Source organism: Promicromonospora panici, from assembly GCF_900608595.1.
GTDB lineage: Bacteria > Actinomycetota > Actinomycetes > Actinomycetales > Cellulomonadaceae > Promicromonospora > Promicromonospora panici.
Window position 1 is genome coordinate 1 of the sequence record NZ_UWYY01000027.1, and the last position, 25,876, is coordinate 25,876.

Annotated in this window: 21 protein-coding genes and 1 tRNA gene; 13 read left to right on the top strand and 9 right to left on the bottom strand. The window is 71.1% G+C overall.

Annotated elements, in window-relative coordinates; translation table 11 throughout:
* Nucleotides 1-944, bottom strand: a 944-nt coding sequence (locus EW117_RS25395; RefSeq protein ID WP_242504559.1) for a LysR family transcriptional regulator substrate-binding protein, incomplete at its 3' end; no start/stop codon positions are given.
* A 467-nt stretch (nucleotides 945-1,411) separates the two neighbouring features.
* Here EW117_RS25395 and EW117_RS25400 point away from each other — a divergent pair.
* The 3 genes from EW117_RS25400 (at nucleotide 1,412) to EW117_RS25410 (ending at nucleotide 5,274) form a co-directional block, all read left to right on the top strand.
* Nucleotides 1,412-1,813 carry a DUF5997 family protein gene (locus EW117_RS25400; RefSeq protein ID WP_129789525.1) on the top strand — a complete coding sequence of 134 codons (402 nt, stop codon included), beginning with the start codon at nucleotides 1,412-1,414 and terminating at the stop codon, nucleotides 1,811-1,813.
* Nucleotides 1,810-3,162 carry a class I SAM-dependent methyltransferase gene (locus tag EW117_RS25405; protein ID WP_129789526.1) on the top strand — a complete coding sequence of 451 codons (1,353 nt, stop codon included), beginning with the start codon at nucleotides 1,810-1,812 and terminating at the stop codon, nucleotides 3,160-3,162. Before EW117_RS25400 ends, EW117_RS25405 begins: the two co-directional genes overlap by 4 nt.
* A 93-nt stretch (nucleotides 3,163-3,255) precedes the next feature.
* Nucleotides 3,256-5,274 carry an adenylyl cyclase gene (locus EW117_RS25410; protein WP_129789527.1) on the top strand — a complete coding sequence of 673 codons (2,019 nt, stop codon included), beginning with the start codon at nucleotides 3,256-3,258 and terminating at the stop codon, nucleotides 5,272-5,274.
* A gap of 111 nt (nucleotides 5,275-5,385) precedes the next feature.
* Here EW117_RS25410 and EW117_RS25415 read toward each other — a convergent pair whose 3' ends face one another.
* Both EW117_RS25415 and EW117_RS25420 read right to left on the bottom strand, forming a co-directional pair.
* Nucleotides 5,386-5,787 carry an FKBP-type peptidyl-prolyl cis-trans isomerase gene (locus EW117_RS25415; protein WP_207212045.1) on the bottom strand — a complete coding sequence of 134 codons (402 nt, stop codon included), beginning with the start codon at nucleotides 5,785-5,787 and terminating at the stop codon, nucleotides 5,386-5,388.
* Nucleotides 5,788-5,847: 60 nt separating this feature from the next.
* A complete protein-coding gene (locus EW117_RS25420) occupies nucleotides 5,848-6,759 on the bottom strand; it encodes a LysR family transcriptional regulator (RefSeq protein ID WP_129789529.1) in 912 nt (303 codons plus the stop codon).
* An 83-nt stretch (nucleotides 6,760-6,842) separates the two neighbouring features.
* Between EW117_RS25420 and EW117_RS25425 the strand changes: the two genes are divergently transcribed.
* Entirely contained in the window at nucleotides 6,843-7,802 is a 960-nt protein-coding gene (locus EW117_RS25425) for a DMT family transporter (protein WP_242504560.1), read from the top strand.
* Between the two features lie 60 nt (nucleotides 7,803-7,862).
* Here EW117_RS25425 and EW117_RS25430 read toward each other — a convergent pair whose 3' ends face one another.
* Both EW117_RS25430 and EW117_RS25435 read right to left on the bottom strand, forming a co-directional pair.
* Nucleotides 7,863-9,215, bottom strand: a complete 1,353-nt coding sequence (locus EW117_RS25430) for an RNA polymerase sigma factor (protein ID WP_242504561.1) — start codon at nucleotides 9,213-9,215, stop codon at nucleotides 7,863-7,865.
* Nucleotides 9,188-9,610, bottom strand: a complete 423-nt coding sequence (locus EW117_RS25435; protein ID WP_129789530.1) for a YciI family protein — start codon at nucleotides 9,608-9,610, stop codon at nucleotides 9,188-9,190. Before EW117_RS25435 ends, EW117_RS25430 begins: the two co-directional genes overlap by 28 nt.
* 189 nt (nucleotides 9,611-9,799) lie before the next feature.
* Here EW117_RS25435 and EW117_RS25440 point away from each other — a divergent pair, with 189 nt between their 5' ends.
* The 3 genes from EW117_RS25440 to EW117_RS25450 all read left to right on the top strand — a co-directional run bounded on the left by EW117_RS25440 (nucleotide 9,800) and on the right by EW117_RS25450 (nucleotide 13,487).
* The gene (locus tag EW117_RS25440) at nucleotides 9,800-11,836 is read left to right on the top strand and encodes a glycoside hydrolase family 15 protein (RefSeq protein ID WP_129789531.1); all 2,037 of its coding nucleotides are present in this window, start codon (nucleotides 9,800-9,802) and stop codon (nucleotides 11,834-11,836) included.
* Nucleotides 11,837-11,968: 132 nt separating this feature from the next.
* Entirely contained in the window at nucleotides 11,969-12,844 is an 876-nt protein-coding gene (locus EW117_RS25445; RefSeq protein ID WP_242504562.1) for an alpha/beta fold hydrolase, read from the top strand.
* Nucleotides 12,837-13,487, top strand: coding sequence for a TetR/AcrR family transcriptional regulator (locus tag EW117_RS25450; protein ID WP_129789533.1), 651 nt, complete (start codon nucleotides 12,837-12,839; stop codon nucleotides 13,485-13,487). The genes EW117_RS25445 and EW117_RS25450 overlap by 8 nt, the downstream gene beginning before the upstream one ends.
* A gap of 56 nt (nucleotides 13,488-13,543) precedes the next feature.
* Here EW117_RS25450 and EW117_RS25455 read toward each other — a convergent pair whose 3' ends face one another.
* The gene (locus tag EW117_RS25455) at nucleotides 13,544-14,449 is read right to left on the bottom strand and encodes a Bax inhibitor-1/YccA family protein (protein WP_129789534.1); all 906 of its coding nucleotides are present in this window, start codon (nucleotides 14,447-14,449) and stop codon (nucleotides 13,544-13,546) included.
* Between the two features lie 222 nt (nucleotides 14,450-14,671).
* On the opposite strand from EW117_RS25455, the gene EW117_RS25460 reads away from it, so the two are divergent.
* Together EW117_RS25460 and EW117_RS25465 are read left to right on the top strand one after the other, a co-directional pair.
* Nucleotides 14,672-15,625: an ABC transporter ATP-binding protein gene (locus EW117_RS25460; RefSeq protein WP_129789535.1), complete on the top strand. Its 954-nt coding sequence runs from the start codon at nucleotides 14,672-14,674 to the stop codon at nucleotides 15,623-15,625.
* Nucleotides 15,622-16,515, top strand: a complete 894-nt coding sequence (locus EW117_RS25465) for an ABC transporter permease subunit (RefSeq protein ID WP_129789536.1) — start codon at nucleotides 15,622-15,624, stop codon at nucleotides 16,513-16,515. The genes EW117_RS25460 and EW117_RS25465 overlap by 4 nt, the downstream gene beginning before the upstream one ends.
* Before the next feature lie 132 nt (nucleotides 16,516-16,647).
* Here EW117_RS25465 and EW117_RS25470 read toward each other — a convergent pair whose 3' ends face one another.
* Nucleotides 16,648-20,616 (bottom strand): efflux RND transporter permease subunit, encoded by a 3,969-nt coding sequence (locus EW117_RS25470; RefSeq protein WP_129789537.1) that lies wholly within the window; start codon nucleotides 20,614-20,616, stop codon nucleotides 16,648-16,650.
* A 485-nt stretch (nucleotides 20,617-21,101) separates the two neighbouring features.
* Between EW117_RS25470 and EW117_RS25475 the strand changes: the two genes are divergently transcribed.
* The 3 genes from EW117_RS25475 to EW117_RS25485 all read left to right on the top strand — a co-directional run bounded on the left by EW117_RS25475 (nucleotide 21,102) and on the right by EW117_RS25485 (nucleotide 22,792).
* Nucleotides 21,102-21,317: a hypothetical protein gene (locus EW117_RS25475; protein ID WP_129789538.1), complete on the top strand. Its 216-nt coding sequence runs from the start codon at nucleotides 21,102-21,104 to the stop codon at nucleotides 21,315-21,317.
* An 84-nt stretch (nucleotides 21,318-21,401) separates the two neighbouring features.
* Nucleotides 21,402-22,109, top strand: a complete 708-nt coding sequence (locus EW117_RS25480) for an ArsR/SmtB family transcription factor (RefSeq protein WP_129789539.1) — start codon at nucleotides 21,402-21,404, stop codon at nucleotides 22,107-22,109.
* 80 nt (nucleotides 22,110-22,189) lie between these two features.
* Nucleotides 22,190-22,792: a ClpP family protease gene (locus tag EW117_RS25485; protein WP_129789540.1), complete on the top strand. Its 603-nt coding sequence runs from the start codon at nucleotides 22,190-22,192 to the stop codon at nucleotides 22,790-22,792.
* Nucleotides 22,793-22,817: 25 nt separating this feature from the next.
* Here EW117_RS25485 and EW117_RS25490 read toward each other — a convergent pair whose 3' ends face one another.
* Nucleotides 22,818-23,312, bottom strand: coding sequence for a helix-turn-helix domain-containing protein (locus EW117_RS25490; RefSeq protein WP_242504563.1), 495 nt, complete (start codon nucleotides 23,310-23,312; stop codon nucleotides 22,818-22,820).
* A gap of 174 nt (nucleotides 23,313-23,486) precedes the next feature.
* Between EW117_RS25490 and EW117_RS25495 the strand changes: the two genes are divergently transcribed.
* Nucleotides 23,487-25,727, top strand: a complete 2,241-nt coding sequence (locus tag EW117_RS25495; protein ID WP_129789541.1) for an excinuclease ABC subunit UvrA — start codon at nucleotides 23,487-23,489, stop codon at nucleotides 25,725-25,727.
* Between the two features lie 45 nt (nucleotides 25,728-25,772).
* Here EW117_RS25495 and EW117_RS25500 read toward each other — a convergent pair.
* Nucleotides 25,773-25,846, bottom strand: a tRNA-Leu gene (locus tag EW117_RS25500).
* Between the last annotated feature and the right edge of the window lie 30 nt (nucleotides 25,847-25,876).

Consider the following 25,876-nt stretch of genomic DNA (forward strand, 5'->3'; position numbering starts at 1 on the left):
GAGCCGCCCTTGGCCGGTTTTTTCACCCCGGTTCCTGCGGATTTCCCACCTGATCCGGCTTGTCCGGCCGCTCCGGCGGCGCCGGCGCCCTCGGTCCGCCCGGCCGGTCCGCCGCGGCCCCGCGAGCTGTTCACCGTGCGCCCGCGCACGATCCCGATGAGCTCCTCGACCAGATCAGTGGTGCGGTCGGTGGGCCAGACGAGCCCCACCGGCGCCGTCGGCCCGTCCACGAGCGGGCGGTGGCTGACGTCCTTGCGGCGGTGCAGCCGCGCGAGCGACATAGGCAGCACTGCGACCCCGGCGTTCGCGGCGACGGTCGCCACGGCGTCGGCCGTCGTCGGGACCGGGTCGAGCGGGTTTCCGTCCGGATCCACGGGCACGACGCCGGGAACCGGGTACGCGGCGAAGAGGACGTCGTCCGCGGGGACCCAGACCGGCTCTCCGGCGATGTCGGCGCTGGTCACCGCCTCCTCTTCGGCGAGAGCGGCGAGCAGGTGGTCCCGCGAGAAGCACACGACCGACGTCTCCTCGTAGAGCGGGATCGCGGAGAACACGTCCTTGTCCACAGGGAGCCGGCCGATGGCGGCGTCCGCCTCCCCGGCCTCCAGCGCTGGTGCGACGGCGTCCGCCTCGACCTGCACCAGCTCGAGAGGCACGTCGGGCAGCCGCTCACGCCATACGCTCGCCCACTTCCCGGGCGTGGCACCCGGGACGTACGCGAGCCGGAAGCGCGGCCGGTCGGGGTCGTTGTCGATCTGCTCCTCGCCCAGGACGGAAGCTTCGTCGTCGGCATCGGGCGCCTCGGCGCTGTCTACCCCATCGGTCCTGTCATCGACGACGTCGGTAGGCGCAGAGTCAACTGCGTCCTCCGACCCGGCGGTCGGGAGGTCGGCGGGGTCGCCGTCCGGTACTGGCGGTCCCACGTCGGGCAAGGGCTGGCTCACAGGCCAAGGCTACGGGCCGTAGGCGACGGCGGGCGGCCCTCCGGCCGACCGGAGCTTCCCCGCCCTGCCGACTGCAGACTTGGCTGCGGCCCTCGTCACCGAGTGCAGACCCGGTTGCGGTTCGAGCAACCCGGTCCATGCTGCCCGACGGCGGAGGTGGTCGTGGTAGTCGTCGCAGATCCGCTCCCGGACGGGGACGGGGTTGGTGTCGTAGATCCCACGGGTAACCCGGGTCCAGGTCCCTGAGCGGACCGTCGCAGCACCGCGCGCTTGCTGATCCCGACCGCGGCGCACTGGGTGATGCTCACCAGCTCCTCTTGAAGACCTGCGAAGGTCCGGCGTCTGACCGCAAATGTCACCTCCGGGTCGACGGCCAGCTCGCCCCCCACGGCGCCATGCCGTGCGAGCGGCGAGGATCACGCCCGCCATGGAGAGCGAGGTGGGCGGGCGCCGATACCCTTGGGAACATGAGTTCCTCCTTCGCCTCGCAGCGTTTCAAGCCGTCCAACGCCGCCAAGCGACTCGGCGTCTACCTGCCTGCCACGCCGCAGGAGTTCCAGGACAACCCGATCACGCGCGCGGAGCTCGAGGAGCTGGAGACCAACCCGCCGGAGTGGCTGGCCGAGCTGCGCCGTAACGGACCGCACCCGCGGCCCGTCGTGGCGGGACGCCTCGGCATCTCGATCGCGGGCCTGGCCCGCGGGGGCATCACCGAGCCCCTGACCACCGAGCAGATCAACGAGCTGCGCGACGACCCGCCGGAGTGGCTCACCCAGGAGCGCGAGACCGCCGCACAGGTGCGCGCCGAGGAGGAGCGCGTCGAGGAAGCCCGCAAGGCCGCGGAGAAGAAGGCCCGCTCCGCACGGTGAGCCCCGAGGCCGACGCCGTCCTCGCCCGGCTGCTGCCCTACCCCGAGGACGGCACGCGCGCCGACGGCCCCGTCGCCGTCGACGCCACCGACCGGTTGCTGCTCGACGAGGCAGCCCCGCTGATCGAGCGGGACCCGGACGGGGTGGTGGTGATCGGCGACCGGTTCGGCGCGCTCACTCTCGGGGCGCTGGCGCTCGGCGCAAACAGCGTCCGCGTGCACCAGGACGCGATCACGGCCGAGGCGGCGCTCGATGCCAACGCCAAGCGCGCGTCCCAGACCCTGTGGGCCGGACGCGCACGGGCCACCGCGAACGCGCCCGTCCCGGACGAACTAGTCCCGGACGAACCCGTCCCGCACGAGCCGGTCCCGCTCGGTATGACCGTGCACGACAAGTTCGAGCCCAGGCTGCTCGCCGGCGCGCGGCTCGTGCTGCTCCAGCTGCCGGCGTCGCTCGCGGAGCTGACCGAGCTCGCCGAGCGCGTGGCCCGGCACGCCGACCCGGGAGTGACCCTGCTCGCGGGCGGCCGGGTCAAGCACATGACCCACGCGATGAACGACGTGCTCGGCGCGTCGTTCACGCAGGTCAGCGCGTCGCTCGCCCGGCAGAAGTCGCGGCTGCTCATCGCACGGGAGCCGCGGTCCGACGTCGGGCCGCTCACCTATCCCGTCACCGCCCGGCTCACCGACCGCGAGGTCCTGGACGCCATCAACGCGCCAGAAGCGGCGCCGGACGCCGGGCTGACCGTCGTCGCGCACGGGGCCGCCTTCGCCGGGGCCGCGCTCGATCTCGGCACCCGCTTCCTGCTGGCCCAGGCCCACCGCTGGCCCGACCTGTCCGACGCCCCGGGCACCCTCCCGGCCTCCCCGCACAGCCCGAACTACCTGGACGGCCGCCCCGTCGCCGTCGACCTCGGCTGCGGCACCGGCATCCTCGCCACCGTGCTGGCGCTGCGGTACCCGGGCGCCCACGTGCTCGCGACGGACCGGAGCGCTGCCGCCTGCACCTCGGCCGCGGCGACGCTCGCCGCGAACGGCGTCAGGGCCGCCGTCGTGCGGGGCGACGCCGGGGACTCGCTCCCGCTCCCGGACGGCTCGGCCGACCTCGTGCTGCTCAACCCGCCGTTCCACGACCGCGCCGCGCTGAGCACGGACGCGGCGCACCGGATGTTCGCCACGGCGGGCCGCATCCTGCACGATGGCGGCGAGCTGTGGACCGTCTTCAACACCGGTCTCCACTACCGCCGTGCGCTGGAGCGTGCCGTCGGGCCGACCGAGCACATCGCCCAGAACCCGAAGTTCACCGTGACCCGGAGTCTGCGGAAAGTACTTACAGATGGGTCAGTGTAGGGCCGTTAGCCTGGCTGGGCGCTCACCCAGGCGCACCGCACCGGCAGCCTGCCCGGTCCTTTCCGGCCTGCCCCGAGCTCGAAGGAACTGTCGATGAGGACACTTCGCACAACCCTGCGCGGCGCCGCCGTCGCGGCGGTCGCGGCATCGCTCGCCGCGGGAGCCGCCGTCACGGCACTGCCGGCCACCGCGACGCCGACCGCCACCGATGAGGGCAGAGCCATGGCAAAGGGCTCCGCGACCAAGCTGGACGCGACCAAGCCGGGCACGACCACACCGGACGCGACGCCGAAGATCAAGCCAAAGGTGAAGAAGCCCAAGAAGGCCGCGGCCGACCCGGACTTCGGGCCCAACGTCACGTTCATCGACGAGACCTGGACCGCCGATCGGATCAACACCTTCCTCGACTCGGTGAACGACGAGCAGGAGATGAGCCAGGGCCGGCACCAGGTGTTCTTCGAACCCGGCACTTACGGCAGCGCCGCAGGTCAGGACGACCCGGCGACGGCCACCGGGATCATCAACCAGACCGTCGGGTACTACGAGTCGATCTCGGGCCTCGGCGCGCAGCCGAACGCCGTGCAGATCAACGGCGCGCTGCACGTGGAGCCGGTGGTCGGCTGCCCGGACCGGCCGTGGGAGTGCGCCGCCCCGGGCTCGCTCAACCACTTCTGGCGGTCGATGTCGAACATGGCGATCAATCCGATCCAGCGCCCCGTGGGCGCCGACGCCGAGCTCCCGTACCCGGCGGGCGTGACGGAGCCGCACCAGATGCGCTGGGCCGTGTCGCAGGCCGCGCCGATGCGCCGCATGGACATCCAGGGCAGCCTGACGGTCTTCGGCCGGTACGGCGAGTTCGCCTCCGGCGGCTACCTCGCGAACTCGCGCGTGGCCGGCACCATCGCCACCGGCTCGCAGCAGCAGTGGTTCACGCGCAACAGCGAGGTCGGCACCTGGGACGGCGGCGTCTGGAACATGGTGTTCTCGGGGGTCCAGGGTGCCCCCGCCACCGACTTCGGGCAGGACCTCGGCGAGGGCGCGAAGGGCGTCAAGACCACCGTCGACCGCACGCCCATCAGCCGGGAGGCCCCGTTCCTGTACCGGGGCGCCGACGGCGAACTCGCCGTCTTCGTGCCGAATGCGCGGACCGACAGCAGCGGCACCGACTGGTCCACCTCCGCCGAGTCGGGCACGTCGATCGGTATGGACGACTTCTACGTGGCGCGCGAGGACGTCGACTCCGCTGCGACGATCAATGCGGCGCTGGCCGACGGCAAGAACCTCATCCTCACGCCAGGTGTCTACGAGCTCGACGCGGCCCTGCGGGTCGACCGGGCCGACACGGTGGTCCTGGGCCTCGGCTACGCGTCGCTCACCCCGACGGCGGGCAACAGCGTGCTCGAGATCGGCGACGTGTCGGGCGTCAAGGTCGCCGGCATCACCGCCGACGCGAACGTGCCGGAGTCGACCACCCTGATCCAGGTCGGCCCCGAGGGGGCGAGCGTCTCGGACCCGGCCGACCCGACCACGCTCACGGACGTCTTCGTCCGCGTGGGCGGCCCCTGGGAGGGGAAGGCCGTCACCTCGATCGAGGTGAACAGCGACCACACCCTGCTCGACCACATCTGGGCGTGGCGCGCGGACCACGGCCACGGCGTGTCGTGGGACGGCAACACGGGTGCGCACGGCGTCGTCGTGAACGGTGACGACGTGACGGCGACCGGCCTGTTCGTGGAGCACTACCAGGAGAACCAGACGATCTGGAACGGCGAGCGCGGCCGGACGATCTTCTACCAGAGCGAGATCCCGTACGACCCGCCGTCGCAAGCCGCGTTCATGGACGGGGACCGCCTCGGCTACGCGTCCTACCGGGTGGCAGACGGCGTGACCAGCCACGAGGCGACGGGTCTGGGCGTCTACTCGTTCTTCAACCAGGACGTGGACATCCGGGCCGAGTCCGGGATCCAGGCGCCGAACGCTTCTGGCGTGCGGTTCCGGTCCATGACCAGCGTGTTCCTGAACGGCTCGGGCGGCATCAACCACGTCATCAACGACACAGGCGCCCCGGCGGTCGGCAGTTTCGCGTCCCCCCAGGTCATCGCCTACCCCTGACCCCGCTGAGGTAGAACCAGGGCGAAGTAGAACTGCAGCGCACCTTCGGATGCGCTGCAGTTCTACTTCGCCAGAGTTCTACCTCGCCCTGGTTCTACCTCAGCAGGACCGTCACTTGACGGCTACGACGTCGACCACGAAGACCAGCGTGTCGCCGCCGCCGATACCGGCCTGCGGCACGCCGCGCGCACCGTAGCCGTGCTCCGGCGGGATCGACAGCAGCAGGCGCGAGCCGACGTTCTGGCCCACCATGCCCTTGTCCCAGCCACCGATGACGGCGCCGACGCCGATCGGGAAGTCGATGGTCGTGCCGCGGTCGTACGAGTTGTCGAAGACGTGGCCGCCCCAGGTCTGGCCCAGGTAGTTCACCACGATGGTGCGGCCGGACTCGACGACCGGGCCGTTGCCCTCGGAGAGCACCTGGACCTGCAGGCCGGCGGGCGCGTCACCCTCGGGGAAGGTCAGCTCCGGCTTGTCGCCGAAGGTGCCGGAGGCGGTAGGAAGCGTGGTCACGAGGATTGCCTCTCGATCGGGAGGACGCCGGGTGCTCCCCGGCGTCGTTACCCGCCCACCCTATGCGGGCACCATGGCCGCCCGCGAAGCGACGGCGGCCTCCCGCAGCGCCTTCAGCGCGGCGATGGCCGGCGGCGTGTGCGCGACGGCGTCCTGCAGCACCGCGTAGATCGAGCGCACCGGGGTGGGGCGCACCACGGGCACGGCGACGGTGCCGGCCGGCAGCTGGACGGCGCCCAGCTCGGGCAGCACCGTCATACCGATCCCGGCGTCCACGAACGCGACCGCCGTCGGGTAGTCGTGCGCCTCGACGTGGAACGTGGGGCTGAACCCGGCGGCCGTGCACGCCTCCAGGAGGTTGCGGCGGCACCAGCCGCGCGCGAAGTCGTTGTCGACCCAGCGTTCGTCCGCGAGCTCGGCGAGCTCGATCTCGTCCCGGCCGGCGAACCGGTGACCCTGCGGCAGGATGACGACGTACGGGTCGTCGAGCAGGTGGTGCGCGCTGAAGCCGCTCCCGGGGTCGAACGCGGCCTGCCCCACGCAGATCTGCAGGTCGGCCCGGTCCTCGGTCTTGTCCGGGATGTGCTCGGCCAGCTCGAGGTCCAGGCGGATGCCGGGGAACTCCGTGGTGACGGTGCGCACGACGTCGGGCAGCCAGGCCGAGCCGACCGAGGCGAAGTACGCCACCGACAGCGAGCCCGTGCGGCCTGCGCGCAGGTCGGCGACCATGGACTCGGCCTCGCCGAGCCGTTCGAGGACGCCGTCGGCCTGGGCGGCCAGGGCGAGCCCCGCGGCCGTGGGCCGGATGCCGCGGCCGTGCCGCGCCAGGAGCTTGAGCCCGGTCTCCCGCTGGAGTGCGGAGACGTGCTGGCTGACGGCGGACGGCGTGTAGCCGAGATTCGCCGCGGCGGCACCGATGGATCCCGAGGCGACGACAGAGCGGAAGACGCGGAGGCGGTGGACGTCGAGCATGCGGCCCACTCTACAGCGACACTGAATCCAAATGAAGAAAGAATCGCTGGTGCTTCACGGTCTTCTGGGGCGACGATCGCACCATGACGAACACCACGGCCGATAGCCGCCAGACCCAGCCGGTCAGCCCGGGCAAGGTGGCGGACATGACCCTGACCGCCGTGGCCACACCTCCGGCCACGAACCGCTTTCTCGTCCCGGTTGCCGCAGCGGTGACCGTCGTGCTCTGGGGCTCCGCGTTCATCGGCATCCGGTCCGCGGGTTTCGACTACTCGCCGGGCGCGCTCGCCCTGGGCCGGATCCTCGTCGGCACGCTCGCGCTCACGGTCATCGCGGGCCTGGCCGGCAAGCTACAGCTGCCGCGCGGCCGGACCCTGGTCGGCGTGCTGGTCTGGGGTGTGCTGTGGTTCGGCCTGTACAACCTCGCCCTCAACGCGGCCGAACGCACGCTCGACGCCGGCACCGCCTCGCTCCTGGTCGGGCTCGCGCCGATCCTCATCGCGGTGTTCGCGGGCATCTCGCTCGGCGAGGGCTTCCCCGCGCGGCTTCTGGCGGGCATCGGCATAGCGTTCGCCGGCGTCGCCGGGATCGCGCTGGCCACGTCGAGCGGGGCCTCGGACGGGATCGCCGTCGTCCTCGGGCTGGCCGCAGCAGTCATCTACGCGGGGAGCACGATCCTGCAGAAGCGTCTGCTGCCGGAGGTCGACTCCCTGACCATGACGTGGCTGGGCTGCCTGGCCGGCACGGTGGCGTGCCTCCCGTTCGCGCCGGTACTGCTGGACGAGCTGGCCACGGCTCCGGCGTCGGCCACCCTGAGCGTCGTCTACCTGGGCGTTTTCCCCACCGCCATCGCGTTCGTCACCTGGGGTTTCGCACTCACCCGGACGACCGCGGGCCGGCTCGGCGCCGCGACCTACGCCGCCGCGCCACTCGCGCTGCTGATGTCGTGGCTGCTGCTGGGCGAGGTCCCCGCACCGATTGCGCTGATCGGCGGCACGCTGTGCCTGACGGGCGTCCTGGTAGCGACGCTCAGACTCCGCTGACCCCGTTGAGTGCTGGATATTTGCCCTCTCGAATCATTCGAAGGAGCAAATACCCAGCACTCAACGGTCAGGGCGGGGGTCTAGCTCGATCAAGGTCGCCTTGCGCTCCAGGAGCGCTCGTTCCGCCGCGTTCCCGCACAGCTCGGCCGCGCGCAGGTACTCACCACGAGCCTCGACGGTGCGACCGAGCCGCGCCAGCAGCTCGCCCCGAACCCCCGGCAGCAGGTGCGATCCGGCGAGCACACCCTGTTCGACGAGCCCGTCCACGACGCGCAACCCGGCGTCGGGCCCGTACGCCATGGCCACTGCCACCGCCCGGTTCAGGTCCACCACGGGCGAGGGTGCGATGCGCCCGAGCGCCTCGTAGAGCACGACTATCCGCTCCCAGTCGGTCTGCGGCACCGAGCGCGCCACCGCGTGACACTCCGCGATCGCGGCCTGCAGCGCGTACGCCCCCATGCCCGCGGGGCCGACGGCGCGCCGCAGCGCCGCCCGGCCCCGGATGATCGCCGCCCGGTCCCAGCGCCGCCGGTCCTGGTCCTCCAGGAGCACCGGCTCGCCCCCGGGTCCAACCCGGGCCGGGAACCGCGCCGCAGTCAGCTCCAGGAGTGCGAGCAGGCCGAACGTCTCCGGCTCGGGCGCGAGCCGGGTCAGCACACGCGTCAGACGCACCGCCTCACGCGCCAGGTCGAGCCGGATCCAGTCGTCGCCCGACGTCGCCGACGAGCCTGAAGTGAAGATCACGTACAGCACGCCGCGCACGGACGAGAGCCGTGCGGCCCGGTCCGCGCCGTCGGGCACCTCGAACGGGACCTGGGCCGCCTTGATGGTCCGCTTGGCGCGGGTGATGCGCGCCTGCACCGTCGCGACGGGGACCAGGAAGGCACGGGCGATCTCGTCGCTCGTCAGGCCACCCACGACGCGAAGCGTCAGCGCGATCTGCGCCTCCCGCGACAGCACCGGGTGGCAGGCCACGAACATGAGCGCGAGCACGTCGTCGTCGATCCGGTCAGGGTCGACCATCCCCGGGTCAGAACCCGGGTGACTTGCGACGATGCTCGTTCCGGACGCCGGGGTGCTCCCCGCGCCCGACGTCGCCTCCCCCTCGGCCAGCCCCTGTGCGAGCGCCGCGTACCGCTCGTCGCGTCCGGCCCGGCGCCGGTAGGCGTCGATCGCCCGGCGTCGGGCCGTCGCGATGAGCCACGCCGCGGGATCGCGCGGCGTGCCGTCGCGTGGCCAGGAGACGAGCGCCGCGGCGAGCGCCTCCTGGGCCACGTCCTCGGCGAGCTCGAAGTCGCGGGTGTAACGGGTGAGCGCGCCCACGATGTGGGCGGACTCGATCCGCCAGACCGCTTCGACGGCGCGCCGCGCGGCGTCGTGCTCGCTCAGAGCTGGCCGGTCGCCTCGCGCCACGCGCGTTCCTTCTGGATCCACTCGTTGTCCTGCGGGAACTCGTCGATCTGGGCGACCCGGCGGATCTCCGCCTTGCTGCCCGGCCCGGCCAGGGGCGCGCGCTTGGCCCACTCGACGGCCTCCTCCTGCGAGGCGACGTCGAGGATCCAGTAGCCGGCGAACAGCTCCTTGGTCTCGCCGTACGGGCCGTCGGTCACGACGGGCGGCTGGGACGAGTAGTCGACGACCACACCCTTGGCGGCGTCGTCGAGGCCCTCGGCCGCGACGAGCACGCCGGCCTGGATCATCTCGTCGTTGAACTTGCCCATCGTGTTCATGATCTCCTCGAAGTCGACCTCCGCGGCGGCAGCCCAGGTCTCGTCGGTCGAGCGCATGATCAGCATGTACTTCGGCATGGTTCGTTCTCCTGTGGTTCCGGGGGTCCTGTTGGGACCTTCTCACTCACAGGTCGAACAGGAAACCGCTCGATCGACACAACCCGATAATTCGCTGAACAAGCCTTTGGACGAGCGCGCCATCGGGTACCGCGCGTCACACCGGTACGGCTTGCCAGGCGCGCGGGACGTGCGGAACCCTTGAGTCCCATGACGCTCGAATCGATTGAGCCGCAGGGGGCCGACGCCGAAGCCCCCGCGGCATCCGGCACGCCCTCCCGGCGCCGCCAGACGCCGAAGCCCACCAGCCCGGGCCCGGTGAAGGGACATACGTCGAGCGACGGCGCCTCCCCGCGTGCGTGGGACGGCCGCAGCAAGTTCCCCCACATCGGGGAGTACGGGTTCCTCTCGGACTGCGAGACCAACGCGCTGATCGCACCGTCGGGCAGCGTGGAGTGGATGTGCGTGCCCCGGCCCGACTCGCCGAGCATCTTCGCCAAGATCCTGGACCGCGGGGCCGGCTACTTCCGGGTGGGACCGCACGGTGTGCGCGTGCCCGTCGCGCGTCGTTACCTGCCCGGCACCCTCATCCTCGAGACCACGTGGCAGACGCCGACGGGCTGGCTCGTGGTGCGCGACGCGATGCTGATGGGCCCCTGGCACGACGTCGAGGACCGCTCGGGCACCCACCGCCGCACCCCCACGGACGACGACGCCGAGCACGTCCTGATGCGCACCATCAAGTGCGTGTCGGGCACCGTGGACCTCGAGGTCGTGTGCGAGCCGCGCCCGGACTACGCGCGGGACGACGTCGACTGGGAGTACGAGAACAGCGGGTACTCGTCGGTCGTGGCGCACATCGGCGACTCCAACCCGGACCTGCACATGCGCTCCAGCCTGCGGTTCGGGCTGGAGGGCAAGCGGGCCACCGCCCGCACCCGGATGACGGAGGGCGCCACGCACTTCGTCGCGATGTCCTGGGGCTCGCAGAGCGCGCCGACCACGTATGCGGGCGCCCTCGACTCGATGTGGCGCACCGAGCGGTTCTGGCGCGACTGGATCACGCAGGGCGAGTTCCCCGACCACCCGTGGCGGATCTACCTCCAGCGGTCGGCGCTTACGCTCAAGGGACTGACCTACTCCCCCACCGGCGCGCTGATCGCCGCCGCCACGACCTCTCTGCCCGAGACGCCGGGCGGGGAGCGCAACTGGGACTACCGGTATGCGTGGATCCGCGACTCGACGTTCGCGCTCTGGGGGCTGTACACGCTGGGCCTGGAACGCGAGGCGAACGACTTCTTCGCGTTCATCCAGGACGTCTGTCGCGACAACCGGCAGCTCCAGATCATGTACGGCGTGGGTGGCGAGGAGACCCTGGAGGAGTTCGAGCTGCCGCACCTGTCCGGCTACGAGGGGGCGCAGCCCGTCCGGATCGGCAACGCCGCGTACGACCAGCGGCAGCACGACGTGTGGGGGGCGGTGCTGGACTCCGTGTGGCTGCACGCCAAGTCGCGCGAGCAGCTGCCCGAGTCGCTGTGGCCGATCCTCAAGCGGCAGGTCGAGGAGGCCGCGAAGCACTGGCATCAGCCCGACCGGGGCATCTGGGAGGTGCGCGGCGAGCCGCAGCACTTCACCAGCTCCAAGCTCATGTGCTGGGTCGCGATGGACCGGGGCGCCAAGCTGGCCCGGCTGTACGACGAGCACGACTACGCGAAGTCGTGGCAGAAGGTCGCCGACGAGATCGCCGACGACATCTGCACCAAGGGCGTGGACGACCGCGGCGTCTTCACGCAGCGTTACGGCGACCCGGCGCTCGACGCGTCGCTCCTGCTCGTGCCGCTGCTGCGGTTCCTGCCGCCGGACGACTACCGGGTCAAGGCGACGGTGCTGGCGATCGCCGACGAGCTGACCGAGGACGGCCTCGTGCTGCGGTACCGCACGGAGGAGACCGACGACGGCCTGCAGGGCGAGGAGGGCACCTTCACCATCTGCTCGTTCTGGCTCGTCTCGGCCCTGGTCGAGATCGGGGAGGTGGAGCGCGCCCGGTCGCTGTGCGAGCGGCTGCTCGGCTACGCGTCGTCGCTCAACCTCTACGCCGAGGAGATCGAGCCGGGCACCGGCAGGCACCTGGGCAACTTCCCGCAGGCGTTCACGCACCTGGCCCTGATCAACGCCGTGATGCACGTGATCAAGGCGGAGACCGGCGAGGCAGAAAAGGGCTACTTCGGAGTCCCCCGCCCGCTCTGACCACCCACCCACTTGGTTGTGAGCGTGATCGTTGCGCCTATAACGCCCGTGTAGTCGCGACGGTCACGCCCACAACAAGTTTTTGTGTTCACGCCCTTGCGCCCGATGGCTAACGAGCGTAGCTTTTTGGCTATGGGACAAATCCATGGCGGCGGTCTCGCCTTTCTTTCGCGGCCCGAGGGGCGCATCGCCTACACCGACACGGGGTCGGGTCCGCTCGTCGTCGCGGCTCCCGGCATGGGCGACCTCCGGTCCACCTACGACGACGTCGTACCCGCGCTGGTCGACGCCGGCTACCGCGTGGTCGTCGCCGACCTGCGCGGCCACGGGGACTCCGACACCACGTTCCGCACGCACGGCGACGACGCCACGGGCTCGGACCTTCTCGCGCTCGTCGAACATGTCGACGCCGGCCCGGCGGTGCTGCTCGGCAACTCGATGGGCGCCTCCGCCGCCGCCTGGGCCGCCGCGGAGCGTCCCGACCTCGTGCGCGGCCTGGTGCTGCTCAGCCCGTACCTGCGCCAGCCGGGATCCCCGGGCATGGCCAAGGTCATGGGGATCGTCTACCGGGCGCTCCTCGCCCGGCCGTGGGGCGCCGCGTTCTGGGGCTCCTTCTACTCCTCGATCAGCAAGGGACGCCGCTCGCCCCGGCACGCCGAGCACGTCGCCGCCGTCCGGGACACGCTGCGCGAGCAGGGCCGCCTGCGCTCGTTCCGCGACCTCACGCTCGCGCTCGACCACTCGGTCGTCGAGGCGCGGCTGCCCGACGTCGCCGCCCCCGCCCTCGTGATCGTCGGCGCGCTCGACCCCGACTTCTCCGACCCGGCGGCCGAGCTGGCCTGGATCACCGACACGATCGACGCCCGCGGCGTCCTCGTCCCGGAGGTGGGCCACTACCCGCAGCACCAGGCGCCCGACGTCGTCGTGCCCGCCGTGCTCGACTTCCTCGCGGGACTCCCGGCCGGGCTGGGTGCTCCGACGTCCGAGGACGGCGGCGACCGTGCCTAGGGCGGGCCTGTCCCACGACGCCGTGGTGCGCCTGGCCGTCGAGGTGGTGGACGCGGGCGGGCCGAGCGGGTTCGCCGACCTCACGCTCGCGAAGGTCGCCGCGAACGCCGGGGTAGCGGCACCGAGCCTCTACAAGCACGTGGGTTCGCTGGCAGACCTGCGCCGCGAGGTGGCGGTGATCGCCGTCCGCGAGCTCACGGCCGCCGGGACCGCCGCGAGCGTGGGCCGCGCCGGGGCGGACGCGCTCCAGGCGCTGGCGAACGCCTGGCGCACCTACGCCCTCGACCATCCCGGACGGTACGCGGCGACGCAGACCGGCCCAGACCCGGACGACCCGGCAGCCGCTCCGCTCCGGGACGCGGCCGCCGAGAGCGTCCAGGTGGTCGTTGCGGTCCTGCGCGGCTTCGGCCTGCCGGACGACCGCCTGATCGACGCCGTCCGCGCCGTCCGCGCCGGCGTGCACGGCTTCGTGACGCTCGAGCTCGGCGGCGGCTTCCGCATGCGGGAGGACGTCGACCAGAGCTTCACGGTGCTGCTCGAGATGCTCGTCGCGGGAGTCGCGGCTCTTGCTGCGCCCGCTGCCCAGCTGGACGACCACACCTCCGGCGACGAGCCGGCGGACGCCGCAGGGGCGCGAACATGACTGAGGCGTGAACCCCGTCCGGGATTCACGCCTCGGTCATCTGCTGGTCGCGAGTACTACTCGCGGGCGAAGCTGCTGATGATCGCCGCGAGGCGCAGCAGCTCGATGTACAGCCAGATCAGCGTCACCAGCAAGCCGAAGGCCGCCGACCACGCCATCTTGGCGGGCACGCCCGCCTCGACACCACGCTTGATGGAGTCGAAGTCGACGATGAGCGACGCGGCCGCGAGGCCGACGGCGACCAGGCCGACGATGATGCCCAGCGGGCCGCTGCGCAGACCGAACTCGCCGCCCGCGACACCCGTGAGCATGAGCACGAAGTTCAGCAGGCTGAACAGCGCGTACCCGATCAGGGCGAACATCAGCCAGCGCGTGAACTTGGGCGTCACGCGGACCTTGCCGCTCCGGAACAGGAACAGGCTCACGGCGAACACCGACACGGTGCCGAGCACGGCCTGCAGCACGGCGCCGTCGGCCATCGAGTTGAACATCAGCGAGATGCCGCCGAGGAACGCACCCTCGAACACCGTGTACGCCACGATGAGGCCCGGGCTCGGGTTCCGCTTGAACGCGTTCACCAGGCCGAGGACGAGGCCGCCGATCGCGCCCACGATCGTGACCACCGGCAGCACGGCCAGCGGCACCAGCGTCCATGTCGCCGCGGCCACCACGACCAGGAGGGCGAGCAGCCCACCGGTCTTGATGATCACGTCGTCGTAGGTCAGTCGCCGGGTGTCCGCCGTGGTGGCGGACGGCGACTGGTACATCGCGTCGAGCTGCGACGCGTCCATCGCCTGCTGATCCGCGGCACCGTACTGGCCGTACTGGCCAGGCTGCGGCGGAGTGCCATATGCGGGAGTCTGGTTGGGGTAGGTGGCGGTGCCGCCTCGGCGTGCACCGGCCGCACCGGTACGACGGGGCTCACCGAAGACGTCGCTTCTCGAAAAGACGGGGTTGCTCATCTGCTCCTCCTGGTCTGTCTGACCATCCTAGGGAACGCCGGGAGGCTCTCAGTAGTTCCCGGCTCCTACCTTTGGATGAAGTGCGTCCGACCAAGGGATGATCCGGACCTTTTATGGGTGCGGCGGGCGCCGTCGGCTCCCTAGTCTCGTAGTGATCAGTCTCGTCATGACCGACGAGTGACCGCCAAGGTCACCCCGGCATGCCAGATGGAAGGGCAAGTGATGATCGAGGCCAGAGGCCTGACGAAGAGGTACGGCGCGAAGACGGCCGTGGATGGCGTCACGTTCACGGTGCAGCCCGGCCAGGTGACAGGCTTCCTGGGCCCGAACGGCGCCGGTAAGTCGACCACCATGCGCATGATCGTGGGGCTCGACCGGCCCACGGCGGGCGAGGTCACCGTGAACGGCAAGCCGTACGCCGCGCACCGCAGCCCGCTCGGGGAGGTCGGAGCGCTGCTCGACGCGAAGGCCGTGCACACCGGCCGCACCGCGCGTAACCACCTGCTCGCCATGGCCGCCACGCACGGCATCCCGACCAAGCGCGTCGACGAGGTGATTGAACTCACAGGCCTGCGGCCCGTCGCGAGCAAGCGCGTGGGCGGGTTCTCGCTCGGCATGGGCCAGCGCCTCGGCATCGCCGCCGCCCTGCTCGGCGACCCGCGCACGCTCATCCTCGACGAGCCGGTCAACGGGCTCGACCCGGAGGGTGTGGTCTGGGTCCGCAACATCGCGAAGTTCCTCGCGTCCGAGGGCCGGACGGTCTTCCTGTCCAGCCACCTGATGAGTGAGGTCGCCCTCACGGCCGACCACGTGATCGTGATCGGCAAGGGCCGCATCCTCGCCGACGCTCCCGTCTCGGAGATCGTCGACGGCGCCGCGCGCAAGCTGGTCCGGGTCCGCTCGCCGCAGGCCACGGTGCTCGCGGAGCTCCTGAAGGGCACCAGCGCCGAGGTGCACGGCGTCGAGCCGGGTCTCCTCGAGATCCGCGGCACGGACGCCGCCGCCGTCGGCGAGCTCGCCGCATCCGCACGGGTCGTGCTGCACGAGCTCACGCCCGTCGCCTCCACGCTCGAGGAGGCGTACATGTCGCTGACCGCCGATTCGGTCGAGTACCAGTCCGAGGACATCGCCGCGCACGCGGGCGCGCAGCCCGATCTCGAGGGGAGCAAGTCATGAGCGCGACCGTCACCGCCCCGGCGGGCGGTCCGGCGTCGGGCACGACGGCGGAGCCCACCCCGGTGCACAACGTCACCTTCTGGCGGCTGCTGCGCTCGGAGTGGATCAAGCTGTGGACACTGCGCTCGACGTGGTGGACGCTCGGCTCCACCGTCGTCATCATGGCCGGCTTCGCGCTGATGATGGCCGTCGTGGTGCAGTTCCTGAACGACCAGATGGCCGACGCCGAGACGGCCCCGGAGGGCCAGGGGTCGATGGACGGGCTGTTCGGTGCGCCGACCGTCATCGCCGGCGGGTACGAGTTCGCCGCCCTCGTGGTCGGGGTGCTCGGGGCCATGGTGATCACCGGCGAGTACTCGACGGGCATGATCCGCTCGACGTTCGCCGCCGCACCCGGCCGGCTGAACGCCTTCGCGGCCAAGGCGACGGTGCTCGCCGTCGTCACGGCGGTGCTGACCACGGTGTCCCTGCTGCTGGGCTGGCTCGTCAGCTACCCCCTTCTGAACGCCAACGACATGACGCTGGACTGGTCGAACGGCGACGACGTGCGCAAGCTCTACGGCGTCATCATCTACACGGTGCTGGTGGCGCTCTTCGCACTGGGGATCGGCACGCTGGTGCGCCACACGGCGGGCGCGATCTTCACGGTCGTGGCCGTCTTCATGGTGGTGCCGTTCATCTTCGGCATCGTCGTGGCGTTCGCGTCGAGCCTGGACTGGGTGCTGGACGTGAACAAGTTCCTGCCAAGCGTGGCGGGCTCGGCGATCACGCCGACCGGCGCGCAGGTGCCCGAGGTCCTCGACCCCTGGGTCGGCATCGGGGTGCTCGCCGCGTACACGACGGTCGTCGTCGTCGCCGGCGCCCTGCGCCTCAAGCTCGACGACGCGTAGCGACCGACGTCGGCCGGGCGCCGGCGCCAGGTTGCTCGGACCGAACGTCCGCTTCCATAACGCGATCAGGCATGCATCCGAAGTTCGGAGCATGCCTGATCGTGTTTTGGAAGCGGACTTCTGAGGCATCCGTCAGTCGAGCGGGTGAGGCCAGACCGGAGGCGCCTCCGGACGCCGGTAGTCCCGCTGGGGCTCCGGTTCGGGTTCCGCCTGCCATTGCGGCGCCTGGTGCTGCGGCCCCTGGTGCTGGGACGCCTCGTACTGCGGCGCCTCGTACTGGGCCGGCTGGTGTCGTGGTGGGTTCGGCCACTCCTGCTGCGCGGACGCCTGCCGGTGCTGCGGCGCCTGCCGCGGCGGCTCCTGCCACTGTGGTGGTGCCTGCTGCTGGGTCCGCGACGGCTGCGGGTTCGGCGCCTGCCCGGGCCAGGCGGGCGGATGCTGCTGGGGCGTGGCCTGCCGGGCGGGAGCCCTGCGGGCCGGCCCATCGTGGTGAGCCGCGTGCTGGGGCGGCAGGTGTGCCGGCGTGCCTTGCGCGGGACGGGCCTGCGCGCCCTGCCCGGAGTGAGGCTGAACGGGGCGGATCTGCGCGGGCGGAGCTTGCGCCGGCGTCGGCCTGCTGTGCCGGCCCGGACGGGACTGACCCGGCTCCTGCCAGGTGCCGGACGAGGTGGGCGACGACGTGGGCGACGGCTCCGCGGTCGGCGGCCACGCCTGCATCGCCGGAGCGGCCTGGGGAACGGGACTGCCCTGGCCGACCGGTGCAGCCCCCCGCGCCTGCCGCTGGGCCGCTGCCTGCCGCCCGACGGTCTGGAAGGCGCCCGTCGCGACGCTGGGGAACGCGCCGGTCAGCGGCCTGCGCGCGGTGCGTCCGGCCGCCTCGTCCGCCGCGCGCCGCCGTTCGGCCCGCCCCTCGAAGAGCGTGTAGATCACCGGCACGACGTACAGGGTGAGCAGGGTCGAGGAGACGAGCCCGCCGATCACCACGAGCGCGAGCGGCTGCGAGATGAACGCCCCGCCGCCCGTCACACCGATCGCCATGGGCGTCAGCGCGAAGACCGTGGCCAGCGCCGTCATGACGATGGGGCGGAGCCGCTTGCGCGAGCCCTCGCGTACCGCCTCGTCGAGACCCATGCCGTCGTGGCGGTACTGGTTGATCAGGTCGATGAGCACGATCGCGTTGGACACGACGATGCCGACCAGCAGCAGCGTGCCGATCAGCGCGGGTACGCCGAGCGGAGTGTCCGTGGCGACCAGCGTGATCAGGGCGCCCACTGCCGCGAACGGGACGGAGACCAGCAGGATGAACGGCTGCGCCAGGCTGCGGAAAGCGGCCACCATCACGATGAACACGAGGGCTATCGCCGCCAGGAGCGCCATGCCCAGGTCGTTGAAGGCCTCGGCCTGGTCGGCGGCGGCGCCACCCACTGACACCGTCGCACCGGCCGGCAGGTCCAGGGCGCCGATCTCCGCGTTCACCGCGTCGGTGACCGCGCCCAGGTCGTCCCCGGCGGGGGTCACGGACACGGTGGCGGACCGGTCGCCGTCGATCCGGCTGATCGACGTCGGCGTCTTGGCGACTTTCACGTTCGCGACGTCGCTCAGCGGCACGGTGCCGGCCGCCGTCGGGACCGGGATCTCCCCGATCTCGGCCATCGTGGTCGGCACCGCGCCGGCGGTGAGCGTGACGCCGACGGGGCCCTCGGCGGTGTGCAGCTCACCCATCTCCTGCGATCCTGTCATCGCGGCCGACGCGATCCCGGTCACCTGCGTCTCGGTGAGCCCGTACTCCGCCGCGGCCCTGCGGTCGACGGTCACCTCGACGATCTCCTGCGCGGTGGACAGGTCGTTGCTGACCTCGGCGACTCCCTTCAGCCCGCCCATCGCGTCCTGGAGCATGTTCGTGGCCTCGGTCAGCGCCGCGTCGTCACGTGCGCTGACCACCAGGTCGATCGAGGACGTGCCCACGGAGTCGCCGGCGGAGACGGAGACCTCCGTCGCCGGCGCCTCGGTCAGCCCGGCGGTGGCGGCGCGGATGTCCGCGGCGGCGTCCGCGCCGTCGGCGTCCTCGTCGAGCGTGACCGCGAACGATGCCTTGAGTCCTGCGCTCGCGCCGCCGAACGCGGCCATCGACATGTCGCCCGCGCTGCCGACGGTGGTCTGCACGCTGTCGACGGCGCCGACGTCGGCCAGGGCCGCCTCCACCTGCTTCGCCGCCTCGTCCTGCCCCTTGAGCGACGTGCCCGGCGCATAGTGCTGCGTGACGGTCACCGTGTTCTGACCGCTGTCCCCGAGAAAGCTGGTCTCGATGTTCGGGACGAGGGCCACCGTGCCACCCAGCATCGCGACGGCGACCCCGATGGTGACGATCGGCCGCGCGAGCGCCCCGTTCAGCGACGGCACGTAGATGCGCTGCCAGATGCCGCGGCTCTCCTTCTCCTCGGCGGCGGCGCGGGCGAGCGCGGCGCCGCGGCCGAGCTTCTCCGGGGGACGGATGAACCAGTACGCCAGCACCGGCACGATCGTCAGGGCCACGACGAGCGACGCCAGCATCGCTATCGACACGGTCAGGGCGAACGGCCGGAACAGCTCGCCCACCATGCCGCCCACGAACGCGATGGGCAGGAACACCGCGACCGTGCAGATCGTGGAGGCGGCGATGGCCCCGCCGACCTCGCGCACGGCAGCGAGGATCGCCTCGGTCCGCTCCTCGCCGTACGACATGTGCCGCTTGATGTTCTCGATCACGACGATCGCGTCGTCGACGACGCGGCCGATCGAGATGGTAAGAGCGCCCAGCGTCAGGATGTTCAGCGTGTAGCCGCCCGCGTTCATGGCGATGAACGTCACCGCGAGCGAGAGCGGGATCGAGATCGCGGACACCAGCGTCGACCGCATCGACATCAGGAACACGAGGATGATGAGCACCGCGAACAGCAGACCGAGGCCACCCTCGGTAGCCAGGCCGTGGATCGAGTCCTCGACGAACGGGGCCTGGTCGAACACGACTGCCGTGTTGACGTCGCGGTCGGTCAGGGTGTCGGCCACCTCGGGCTCGGCGAGCGCCTCCTCGATCGCGTGCGACACCTCGACGGTGTTGGCCTCCGGCGTCTTCGTGATGGCCAGGCCCAGCGAGGGCGACCCGTCGAGGCGGGAGTACGACGTCGCCTCGACCGGCTTGAGCTGGACCGTCGCGACGTCGCCGACCAGCGCCGGACTGTCCGGTGTGACGGGCGTGGTCGGGTCCGTCGGCAGAGCGCCGGCCAGGGCGTCGGTGCCGGCCTCTGGGTCACCGGTACCCGCTCCGGCGTCGGTCCCTGCGCCAGCGTCCGCTCCGGTGCCCGCGCCCGGGGCGGCGGTTCCTCCAGGAACGACGGGGAGCTCCTTGAGCTGGTCGACCATGTCGACCGGTTTGCCGAGCTGTACGGACCAGGCGCGGCCGCCTTCCGTGATCTCCCCGGCCGGCATGACGACGCCGTTGTCCTGCAGCACCGTGGTCAGGTCCTGCGTCGTCAGGCCGGCCGCCGCGAGCTTCTCCTGGTCGGGCTGGACGCGGACCTCGGTCTCGGTCTGCCCGGTCACCGAGACCGAGCGCACACCCTCGACGTCCTCCAGCCCTGGCACGACCACGTTCTCGACCGTGTCCGCGAGGGCGTTGGGGCTCTTGTCTCCCGAGACGGCCATCTGGACCACGGGCACGTCGTCGACGGAGCCGGTGGTCACCTGCGGGCTGACATCCTCGGGCAGCGCGGGCTGCACGCCCGCGATCGCGGTCTGCAGGCGCTGGGTGGCGGCCTCCATGTCGGTGCCATAGGTGAACTCGATGGTCGTCAGCGAGACGCCGGTGGACGCCGTCGAGCGGACCGACGCGACCCCGTCGATCGAGCCGACCGCGTCCTCGATCACGTCGGTGACCTGCTCCTCGACGACCTCAGGCGACGAACCCGGGTACTGCGCGCTCACGATTCCCGTCGGGAGCTGCAGGGACGGGATCAGCTCCTGCTTCAGGGACGTCATGCTCAGTACCCCGAACGCAGCTATCGCGATCGTCACCAGAGCCACGACGGCTCGGTTCGCGAGGGACAGCCGGGCGAGATGGAACACGAAGACTCCACGGTGCGGACGAGGATCGGGCAAACGGAGCGACGCCGCCGTCGTGGCCTGGGACGGACCAACGGGGTGAAACCGACCGAACTTACAGAGTAGGGCAGTATCCTGCACCGTCGGCAAGCCCAGCTGCGGCTTGCTTCCTGGGCGGCGCCGTGCCTGGCCGGGTGCCTGAGGACCCGTTCAGACGCTCCGGTCCCATCCCGTCCGCACCGTGGCCGGGACCATCGTCACAGCTCGGACATGGCCTCCTCGGGTGTTCCCTCGATCCGCCCCCCACCCCTTGTTCCCCACCGACACCCCTGCTCACAGGCCTGCTCGAACGACTCAATCAGGACCTGGACGCTTTCCGGCGCGACCCGGACGACTGAGCGGGGTTCCAAAGAACTATTTGCAAAGACCTGCTTGCAAAGATGTGTTGGCGTGCGTAGGGTGTGGTCCACGAGCTACCCCGCCCCGAACCCCAGAACCAGGAGATCGCGATGAGCGCCTACGCACCTGCCGCCCGGACCGTCGTTCCGCAGTCCGTCGCGATCCGCCGCACGGCGGCCTCAGCCGCCGGTCGGCGGCCGGCCCCGCAGCGCAAGGTCGACCGCGAAGCGCAGCGCCGCGAGATCGAGCGCGCCGAGCGACAGCGCGCCCAGTCCGAGCGCGTGCGCGACAACACGGCGGCGCGCCACCCCCTCTCCCTGCGCTGACCATCCGGTCCCGCGGCAGCGGCGTCCGGTCCTTGCGTGCTGACCATCCGGTCCCGGCGTCGACGAGTGGGTAACGTCCTGCCTATGGCGACAGCGCACAAGGACTCCCCGGACAGAAAGGCGGGTCCGGACTCCCCTACTCCGTCGACACCGCCCGTGCTGCGTGTGGCCCCGGACGAGCCCGGTCCCGCGAGCGTCGTCGGCCCACCACCGGAGCTCGGCCCCGAGGCGCTGCGCGCGCTCGCTCATCCCCTTCGCATCCGCATCCTCGACCTGCTGCCGAGCCGCGGGCCCCTCACGGCCAGCAAGCTGGGCGAGATCGTCGGCGAGTCCAGCGGCTCGACGAGCTATCACCTGCGCCAGCTCGCCAAGCACGGCCTCGTCCGCGAGGTCGAGGGCAAGGGCACGGCCCGGGAGCGCTGGTGGGAGCGCACGCCCGGGGGGTTCAGCATCTCCAGCGCCGGAAAGGACTCCCCGGCGAGCCGACAGACCGCCGAGGCCGTCAACATGGAGTTCCTCCGCCTGCGCAACGAACGGGTCATGGCGTTCGTCCGCAAGGGGCAGGAGATGGACGAGGCCACCCTGCAGTCGTGGCTCGGAACCACCACCTTCATGACGTCAAACAAGTGGGCCACGCCCGAACAGATGAAGGCGATCATCGAGGCCTGGGAGCGGTTCGCGGCGGAACACATCGATCCGCTCAACGGTCAGGAAGCCGGGCCCGGGATGGTGCCGCTCGAGATCCACTTCGACGTGTTTCCCACGGTCGACCCGGAGGGCAACCCGCTCTGACGGATACGGTCTGCCGTGAGCAGATCTGCGGCGGGCAGAGATCGCTGTCCACAGGTCAGGCGCCGGGCGATGGTGGAGACATGACCGAGACACCCCACACCCAGCCCTTCGACGATCACCTCTCAGCGCGTCTGCTGCACCAGCGCATAGTCCTGATCGGCACCGAGATCGACGACGCCGTCGCCAACCGCGTGACCTCCCAGCTGCTGCTGCTCTCCGCCGAGGACTCCGCCGCGGACATCGGCCTGTACATCAACTCCCCCGGCGGCTCCATCAGCGCCGGGCTCGCGGTCTACGACACGATGAAGCTGCTGCCGAACGCCGTCTCGACCGTAGCCGTCGGGTTCGCGGGCAGCGTGGGGCAGTTCCTGCTCGCCGCGGGAACCAAGGGCAAGCGGTACGCGCTACCGCACGCGCGGATCATGATGCACCAGCCTGCGGGCGAGGCGAGCGGCACGACGAGCGACGTCGTCATCCAGGCCGAGAACGTTCGGCACCTGAAGGACCTGGTGACCCGGCTGCAGTCGGAGCACACCGGCCAGCCCGTCGAGACGGTCGCCGCGGACTCCGAGCGCGACCGCTGGTTCACCGCGGAACAGGCGCTGGCCTACGGCATGATCGACAAGATCGTGGACCAGGTGAACGACGTCCGTCCGGGCGGCAGGAGGCGCGCCGGGCTCTGAATCCGGCTCGAGGACTCCGGTCCCGTCACGCCGCGAGCAGCACAGCCTCGCCCCGCTGTCCGACGCCCGAAGCGCCTGCCGGTGCCGCGTGCTCGGCCTGCAGCGGGTGCCGCGACGACGAGAAGCCGGCAGAGCGGCGGGCCGCAGACGACAGGACGCGAACCCGCCGCCCTTCCTCCTGCGCCGCCAGCGCGAGAGCCAGCTCCGCCCACGCGCGTTCCACGAGGTCGACCAGCCGCATGCCGAGCGCTTCGCAGACGGCGGCGAGCACCTCCGACGAAGCCTCCTTGCGCCCCCGCTCGACCTCGGACAGGTAGGCCGTGGAGACCCTGGCATCCGTGGCGACATCGGCCAGCGTGCGACGCTGCTCGCGGCGCGTGCGCCGCAGGATGCCGCCCACCAGGTCACGTAGCAGCGGCTCGCGAGTGTGTTCGAGCGTCCCCGGTCTGGCTCCGGGCCCGCCATCGTTCGTGGTGCCGAGCCCAGCAGTACTTGCGGTACCTATTGAGATCATTGCCATCTGCCCACTCCCGCCGTTGGTACCCGTCACGCTACCCAACCCCACGGACACCGCTGGTCGTTCCGGCGTCTGCTCCTGGCGTAAAGGCATGGCGCGACGCGTGCGGGCTGGAACGACGGCGGGGTGCGTGTCAGTGGCTCCTGGCACGATGGGACCCCCGACCAGGAAAGGACAGTGGTGTTCGGATCTATCGAGGTGCGCGGAGCTCGCGAGAACAACCTGCAGGGAGTCTCGGTCGACATCCCCAAGCGGAAGCTCACGGTGTTCACCGGGGTTTCCGGTTCCGGCAAGAGCTCGCTCGTGTTCGGTACCGTCGCCGCTGAGTCGCGGCGCCTGATCGACGAGACGTACTCGGCATTTCTCCAGGGGTTCATGCCGTCGCGGCCGCGGCCCGACGTCGACACGCTCTCCAACCTGTCGGCGGCGATCGTCGTGGACCAGGAGCCCATGGGCGCCAACGCGCGCTCGACCGTCGGCACGGCCACCGACGCCTACACGATGCTGCGCGTCATCTGGTCGCGGCTCGGCCAGCCGCACATCGGCGGGTCCAACCTCTTCTCCTTCAACGACCCGCACGGCATGTGCGGCAACTGCGAGGGCCTCGGCCGTGTCTCCGCGATCGACACCGACGCCCTCGTGGACCGCAGCAAGTCGCTGAACGAGGGCGCCATCACCTTCCCCAACTTCGGGGTGGGGAGCTGGTACTGGAAGGTCTACGCCGACTCCGGCCTGTTCGACGTCGACAAGCCGCTGGCGGACTACAGCGACACCGAATGGCACGACCTGATGTACGGCGCCGAGCGCAAGATCGTCTCCGGCGGCATCAACGTCACCTACGAGTCGCTGGTTCCCAAGATCACGCGCCTCTACCTGGTCAAGGACGTCGAGTCGATGAAGGGCGCGATGCGGGCCGCCGTCGACCGCCTCGCCACGTTCACGGCATGCCCCGCGTGCGGCGGCACGCGGCTCAACGACCGGGCACGGTCGTCGCTCGTCAAGGGCAAGCACATCGGCGAGGCGGCGGCCATGCAGCTCACGGACCTGGCCGAGCTGGTCCGCGATCTCGCCGATCCCCAGGTCCAGCCCATCCTCGACGGCCTCAACGATCTACTCGCCACGTTCGAACAGATCGGGCTGGGGTACCTGTCGCTGGACCGGGAGTCGTCGTCGCTGTCCGGCGGAGAGGCGCAGCGCACCAAGATGGTGCGGCACATGGGCTCGGCTCTGACGGACATGACCTACGTGTTCGACGAGCCGACCATCGGCTTGCACCCGCACGACGTGCGGCAGATGAACGCCCTGCTCCAGCGCCTGCGCGACAAGGGCAACACGGTGCTCGTCGTCGAGCACAAGCCCGAGGTCATGGCCGCGGCCGACCACCTCGTCGACATGGGCCCGGGCGCCGGTACGCACGGCGGCACGGTGGTCTACGAGGGCGACATCGCGGGCCTGCGCATCTCCGGGACCGCCACGGGCAAGCACCTGGACCAGGCGGTGACGCTCAAGGACCAGCCCCGCACGCCGACGGGTCGGCTCCGGATCGAGCACGCGAACCTGCACAACCTCCAGGACGTCTCGGTCGACGTCCCGCTCGGGGTGCTCGTCGCGGTGACGGGCGTGGCCGGGTCGGGCAAGAGCTCGCTCATCCACGGCTGCCTGCCGCGCGACGGCGTGACGTTCGTGGACCAGTCGGTGATCCGGGGGTCGCGTCGGTCCAACCCCGCCACGTACACCGGGATCCTCGAGCCGATCCGCAAGCAGTACGCCCGCGCCAACGGCGTCAAGCCGGCGCTGTTCAGCGCGAACTCCGCCGGCGCGTGCCCGGAGTGCAAGGGCGTGGGACTCATCTACACCGACCTCGCGTTCATGGCAGGCGTCGCGAGCGTGTGCGAGGCGTGCGAGGGCAAGCGGTTCACTGACGAGGTGCTCGGCTACACCTTGCGGGGAAAAAACATCGCCGACGTGCTCGCCATGTCCGTCGAGGAGGCGCTGGGCTTCTTCACGGAGAAGGCGGTGCTCCCGGTGCTGTCCCGGCTGTCCGACGTCGGGCTGGACTACATCTCCCTCGGACAGCACCTCAACACGCTGTCCGGCGGCGAGCGTCAACGGCTCAAGCTCGCCATCGAGATGGGCGGCGACACCCCGGCGTTCGTGCTCGACGAGCCCACCGCCGGCCTGCACATGCAGGACGTCGACAACCTGGCGAGCCTGCTGGACCGCCTCGTCGACTCCGGCAGGTCGGTCATCGTGGTCGAGCACAACCTGTCGGTCGTCGCCCGCGCCGACTGGGTCATCGACATGGGCCCCGGGGGCGGGCACGACGGCGGCCGCGTCGTCTTCGAGGGCACGCCCGCCGACCTCGCACGTGAGGAGGCGTCGCTGACCGGCCGCCACCTCGCGGAACTGGTGGGCTGAGCTCGCTCGGCGCCCACGCCCACGGCCTGACGCCGACCTCGTACGTGCCCCCACCCGGATTCGAACCGGGACTGTGCCGGGTTTAAGCCGGCTGCCTCTGCCAGTTGGGCTATGGGGGCGCACCCCAGAGACTACCGAGGGCACATCGC

Coding starts and splice junctions, on each gene's coding strand:
- EW117_RS25485 (WP_129789540.1), top strand. CDS start 22,190: ATGACCGAGACACCCCACACCCAGCCCTTCGACGATCACCTCTCAGCG.
- EW117_RS25445 (WP_242504562.1), top strand. CDS start 11,969: ATGGGACAAATCCATGGCGGCGGTCTCGCCTTTCTTTCGCGGCCCGAG.
- EW117_RS25455 (WP_129789534.1), bottom strand. CDS start 14,449: ATGAGCAACCCCGTCTTTTCGAGAAGCGACGTCTTCGGTGAGCCCCGT.
- EW117_RS25410 (WP_129789527.1), top strand. CDS start 3,256: ATGAGGACACTTCGCACAACCCTGCGCGGCGCCGCCGTCGCGGCGGTC.
- EW117_RS25435 (WP_129789530.1), bottom strand. CDS start 9,610: ATGCCGAAGTACATGCTGATCATGCGCTCGACCGACGAGACCTGGGCT.
- EW117_RS25480 (WP_129789539.1), top strand. CDS start 21,402: ATGGCGACAGCGCACAAGGACTCCCCGGACAGAAAGGCGGGTCCGGAC.
- EW117_RS25475 (WP_129789538.1), top strand. CDS start 21,102: ATGAGCGCCTACGCACCTGCCGCCCGGACCGTCGTTCCGCAGTCCGTC.
- EW117_RS25420 (WP_129789529.1), bottom strand. CDS start 6,759: ATGCTCGACGTCCACCGCCTCCGCGTCTTCCGCTCTGTCGTCGCCTCG.
- EW117_RS25400 (WP_129789525.1), top strand. CDS start 1,412: ATGAGTTCCTCCTTCGCCTCGCAGCGTTTCAAGCCGTCCAACGCCGCC.
- EW117_RS25460 (WP_129789535.1), top strand. CDS start 14,672: ATGATCGAGGCCAGAGGCCTGACGAAGAGGTACGGCGCGAAGACGGCC.
- EW117_RS25465 (WP_129789536.1), top strand. CDS start 15,622: ATGAGCGCGACCGTCACCGCCCCGGCGGGCGGTCCGGCGTCGGGCACG.
- EW117_RS25425 (WP_242504560.1), top strand. CDS start 6,843: ATGACGAACACCACGGCCGATAGCCGCCAGACCCAGCCGGTCAGCCCG.
- EW117_RS25490 (WP_242504563.1), bottom strand. CDS start 23,312: ATGGCAATGATCTCAATAGGTACCGCAAGTACTGCTGGGCTCGGCACC.
- EW117_RS25440 (WP_129789531.1), top strand. CDS start 9,800: ATGACGCTCGAATCGATTGAGCCGCAGGGGGCCGACGCCGAAGCCCCC.